Below are 5656 nucleotides of genomic sequence, written 5' to 3' on the forward strand. Positions count from 1 at the left end.
CCGCCCCCCCCCGCCCTGCGCGGGCTGGTTCCGCCCGCTCCCGCCGCCGTGGCCGAGGGCGGGGTGCCCGAGCTCGACCTCACCGCCGTGGCGCCCGAGGACCGCGCTGCGGTGGTGCTCGACGTCGTGCGCGGCCAGGTCGCGGCCGTGGTCGGCATCGCCGCGGCCGAGGTCGACCCGGCGCGGCCCTTCCGGGACATCGGCTTCGACTCGCTCACCGCGGTCGACCTGCGCAACCGGCTCGCGGCCGCGACGGCGCTGCGGCTGCCCGCGACCCTCGTCTTCGACAACCCGACGCCGGGCGAGCTGGCGGCGACCCTGCTGGCGCAGCTGTCCGTCAGCACTCCCACCCCGGCGGACGCCGTGGTCACCGGCCTCGACCGGCTGCTCGACGACGTGGCCGCCCTCGACCTAGACGACCGGGCCCGGTCCGAGGCGCGCTCGCGCGCGGCGCGGCTGCTCTCGTTCCTCAACGAACCGACGGGCGTCGACGGTGGCCGCTCGACCGAGAACCTGGCCGACGCCTCGGAGGAGGAGGTGCTCGCGTTCGTCGACCGCGAGCTCGGCATCTCCCTGGGCTGACGGCCCATCACCACCTGACCCGACGAGACCAAGAGCGGACGGGAACTCACATGGCCGACGAGAAGCTCCTCGGGTACCTCAAGAAGGTCAGCACGGAACTCCACCAGACCAGGCAGCGGCTGGCCGAGCTGACCGAGCGGGACCGCGAACCGGTCGCCGTGATCGGGATGGCCTGCCGCTATCCCGGCGGTGTCAGCTCGCCCGAGGACCTGTGGCGGCTGGTGCTCGACGGCCGCGACGCGGTCGGCTCATTTCCGGCCGACCGTGGCTGGCCGGCGGATCTGTACGACCCGGATCCGGACCGGGCCGGCCACAGCTACACCGACCAGGGCGGTTTCCTCTACGACGCCGCCGGGTTCGACCCGGCGTTCTTCGGCATCTCGCCGCGCGAGGCGCTCAGCGTCGACCCGCAGCAGCGGCTGCTGCTGGAGGCCACCTGGGAGGTGTTCGAGCGGGCCGGCATCGTCGCGGAGTCGGTCCGGCGGACCCCGGTCGGCGTCTTCACCGGCATCATGTACGGCGACTATGGCCTGCGGGTGCGCGACATCCCGGCGGAGCTCGAGGGACACCTGCTCACCGGGAGCGCGGGCAGCGTCGCCTCCGGGCGGATCGCCTACACGTTCGGTCTGACCGGTCCCGCCGTCACTGTGGACACGGCGTGCTCGTCGTCGCTGGTGGCCCTTCACCTGGCCGCCCGGGCCCTGCGGGCGCGGGAATGCGGCCTCGCCCTCGCGGGCGGTGCGACGGTGATGGCGAGCCCGGGCACCTTCGTGGAGTTCAGCCGTCAGCGCGGCCTCGCACCGGACGGGCGTGCCAAGTCCTACTCGGCGACGGCGGACGGCGTCGGCTGGGCCGAGGGCGTGGGCGTGCTGCTCCTGGAGCGGCTGTCGGATGCCCGCCGCAACGGGCACCCGGTACTCGCGGTGATCCGCGGGTCGGCGATCAACCAGGACGGCCCGTCCAACGGCCTCACCGCCCCCAACGGACCCGCCCAGCAGGCGGTGATCCGCCAGGCCCTGGAGTCGGCCCGGCTGAGCCCCGCCGACGTGCAGGCCGTTGAGGGGCACGGCACCGGCACGACCTTGGGCGACCCGATCGAGGCCCAGGCGCTGTTGGCGACCTACGGGCAGGCGGACCGGGCGGAGCCGATGTGGCTGGGGTCGGTGAAGTCGAACATCGGGCATACGCAGGCCGCGGCCGGGGTCGCCGGAGTGATCAAGATGGTGATGGCGATGCGGCACGGGGTACTGCCTCGGACGCTGCACGTCACGGAGCCGTCGCCGCATGTGGACTGGTCGAGCGGGTCGGTCCGGCTGCTGGAGGAGGCACGGCCCTGGCCGGCGCCGGGGCTCCGCCGGGCCGGGGTGTCGTCGTTCGGCATCAGCGGCACCAACGCCCACGTCATCCTTGAAGAAGCACCGCCAGAGGACATCGAGGAATCCCGAGGAGGCGAGGAATCCCGGGATGCGCCGTCGAGCCCGCGCCTGCCGGTCCACCCACTACCCGTCTCGGCCCGCACTCCCGAAGGTGTGGCCACTCTTGTCGGCCGGGTGAGGGCTCTTACGGCGGATCCGGTTGATGTCGGGTGGAGCCTGGTTTCTGGGCGTGCGGTGTTCGCTGAGCGGGCTGTCGTTCTCGGGGACGCCGTCGTCACGGGGACCGCGGGTTCGGGGTCGTTGGGGTTCGTGTTCGCGGGTCAGGGAAGTCAGCGCCCTGGCATGGGGCGGGGTTTGTATCGGGATTTTCCGGTGTTCGCCGCCGCGTTCGACGAGGTCTGCGCGTTGCTGGATCCCGTTGTTGGCCGGGCAGTCGTCACCGGTGATCGGCTTGACGAGACGGAGGTCACTCAGCCGGCGGTTTTCGCGGTGGAGGTCGCGCTTTTTCGGCTTCTGGAGTCGTGGGGTGTCCGTCCGGATGTTCTGGTCGGGCATTCGATCGGGGAGATAGCCGCTGCTCATGTCGCTGGTGTGCTGTCTCTTGCGGACGCCGCGGCGCTGGTCAGTATCCGGGGTCGTCTGATGCAGTCCCTGCCCGCGGGCGCTGTCATGGTCTCGATCCGGGCCAGCGAGGACGACGTCACCCGGCAGCTGCGGGACGGTGTCACGATCGCCGCCTTCAACGCCCCCGACGCCCTCGTCATCGCCGGCCCCGAACAGGCGACCCTGCGCACCGTCGAGGCCGTCGGCGCGAGACACCGGCGGCTTCCCGTGAGCCACGCCTTCCATACCCCTCTGATGGCGCCGATCCTGGAGGAGTTCCGCACGGCGATCGCGGGCCTCACCTTCGTCCAGCCACAGATCCCGATCATCTCCACGGTCACCGGGCAGGCCAGCGACCTGACCAGTCCCGACTACTGGACCAGCCACATCCGTGAGCCCGTCCGTTTCCACGATGCTCTGACCACCGCCGCCGCGGCGACCTGGATCGAACTCGGCCCCGACGCCACCCTGTCCACCCTCACCGGCGGCACCCCCACGCTGCGCCGCGACACCGACGAGACGACCGGCATCCTGACCGCCGCCGCCCGCATCTGGACCCGGGGCCACCACGTCGACTGGACCAACCACTACCCCAAGGGCCAGACCACCGACCTGCCCACCTACCCTTTCCAGCACCAGCACTACTGGCTCGACGTCGGCACGGGTCGTGGCGACGTGGCCACGGCCGGCCTGCGCGCCCCAGATCATCCGCTGCTCGGCGCCGCCGTCGAGCTCGCCGCGCGGGACGGGCTGCTGCTCACTGGCCGGATCTCGCTGCGCTCCCACCCCTGGCTCGCCGACCACGCCCTGCACGACACCGTCCTGCTGCCGGGAACGGCCTTCGTCGATCTGGTCCTGTACGCGGGCGACCACGTCGGCGCCACCGCCGTCGACGAGCTGACGATCGCGGCTCCGCTGGTGCTCGGCGACGAGGTGGTGGAGCTGCAGATCGTCGTCGGCGAGCCCGCCGACGACGGCAGACGCGCGGTGTCGGTGCACTCCCGGCCGGTCGCCGCCGCCACCGACGGCGCCGACGCACTCTGGACCAGCCACGCCGACGGCTACCTGACCTCGGCCGGCTACGCGGCTCCCGCCGATCTCGGCAGCTGGCCGCCGCCGGGCGCCGAGGAGATCGACTGCGGGGGGGCCTACCCGCGCCTGGCCGAGGACGGTCACGGCTACGGCCCTGCCTTCCAGGGCCTGCGCCGGCTGTGGCGCCGGGCTGACGAGCTGTTCGCCGAGCTGGCGCTGCCCGCCGATCCACGTACCGACTCGGCGGGATTCGTGCTGCATCCGGCGCTTTTCGACGCGTGCCTGCACCCGCTGCTGCGCGGAGTCGTCGACGAGGAGCGGCCCGGCGGCCTGCCCTTCTCCTGGAGCGGCGTACAGGTATTCCGCACCGGCGCCAACCGGCTGCGGGTACGGCTGCACGAGCGGACGGCCGGCACGCTGACGCTCACCGGGTACGACGAGGCGGGGGCCGCTGTGGTCACCGTCGCCGGGCTGCTGTCCCGGCCGGTGTCGGCCGACGCGCTGCGCTCGGCCGGCCACGTCCGCCACGATCTGTTGTTCGAGGTGGTGCCCGTCCCGGTGCCGGCCCCGGGCGCCTCGACGGCCGCGCCGCCACCGGCAAGCGACCACGAGACGGTCGTATGCCACCACCTCGAGGCCAGTCCCGACGGGCCCGACCTGGCCGCCCGTACCCGGGCGACGGTCGCCGCGGCACTGGCGCTGGTCCGTACGGTCCTGGCCGAGGACCACCCGTATGCGACCGCGGTCGTGCTCGCACGGCACGTGGCCGAGGACCCGGCGCTCGCCGCGGCCTGGGGCCTGCTGCGCACGGCCCAGACCGAGAACCCGGGACGGTTTGTCCTGGTCGACACCGATGACGTCGCCGGCACCACGCCGCGGGTGGACGCTGTCGCCGCGACCGACGAGCCGGAGCTGACCGTCCGTTCCGGCGCCTGGACCGCGCCGCGCCTGGCCAGGATCACCGCCCCGCCGGCCGCCCCGACCAGCTGGGCGGACCCGGTGCTGATCACTGGCGGCACCGGCGGGCTGGGCGCGCTCGCCGCCCAGCACCTTGTGGTCGAGCACGGGGTGCGCGAGCTCGTCCTGGCCAGTCGCCGGGGCGCGGGCGCTCCGGGGGCCGGCGAGCTCGTGGCCGGCCTCGAGGCGTTGGGCGCGACCGTCCACACGGTTGCCGTCGACGTGTCCGACCGCGCGGACCTCGCCGCCCTGCTGGCGCGCCACCCCGTGCGGTCGATCCTGCACACCGCTGGTGTTCTCGACGACGCCGTCGTCAGCGCGCTCACCGACGATCAGCTCGACCGCGTGCTGCGGCCCAAGGTCGACGGGGCCTGGAACCTGCACGACCTCACCCGCGGCCGTGACCTTTCCGCGATGGTCTTCTACTCGTCGTCCGCGGCCGTCTTCGGTGGCCCCGGCCAGGCCAACTACGCCGCGGCGAACGCCTTCCTCGACGCGCTCGCGGCCGCCCGCCGCGCCGACGGCCTGCCCGCGGTCTCGCTCGGCTGGGGGCTGTGGGAGCAGGACGCCGGCATCACGGCGGCGCTGTCCGGAGGCGACCTGGACCGGATCGCTCGAGCGGGCATGACCCCGCTGCGGACGGACGAGGGTATGGCGCTGTTCGACACCGCGCTCGCTCTCGCGGGCGACAGCGGACTGGCGCACGTCGTACCAATGCGGATGGACCCCACCGCCGCCGCGCAGCCCCCCGCGTTGCTGCGTGGCCTGGTCCGCCGTCCCGCGCGCCGAGCAGCGGCCGCCGCGGAACCCACCGAGGCGTTCGCCGCTCTGCGGGGGCCGGAACTGGCGGACGCCCTGCTGCGGCTGGTGCGTGATCGCGCGGCCGCGGTGCTCGGCCACACCAGCGCCGACGCGATCGCCGCCGACATGCTGTTCTCCGAGCTGGGCTTCGACTCGCTGACCGCGGTCGAGTTCCGGAACACCCTCGCGGCGGCCACCGGGCTTCGCCTGCCCGCGGGCCTGGTATTCGACCATCCGACCCCGGAGGCGGTGGCGACCTGGCTGGCGGCCCGCGTCGAGCCCGCGGGGCCACCGGTGCCCACGCC

At 73.6% G+C, this 5656-nt stretch carries 1 protein-coding gene and 1 pseudogene; both read left to right on the plus strand.

Annotated features, from left to right (window positions below; all coding sequences use genetic code 11):
- Positions 1 to 582, plus strand: a 582-nt coding sequence (locus ND747_RS19780; RefSeq protein ID WP_251735315.1) for a phosphopantetheine-binding protein, incomplete at its 5' end; no start/stop codon positions are given.
- A gap of 56 nt (positions 583 to 638) precedes the next feature.
- A pseudogene (locus ND747_RS19785) lies at positions 639 to 5656 on the plus strand (SDR family NAD(P)-dependent oxidoreductase); the annotation flags it as partial.

This window comes from Frankia sp. R82, assembly GCF_023716925.1.
GTDB lineage: Bacteria > Actinomycetota > Actinomycetes > Frankiales > Frankiaceae > Frankia.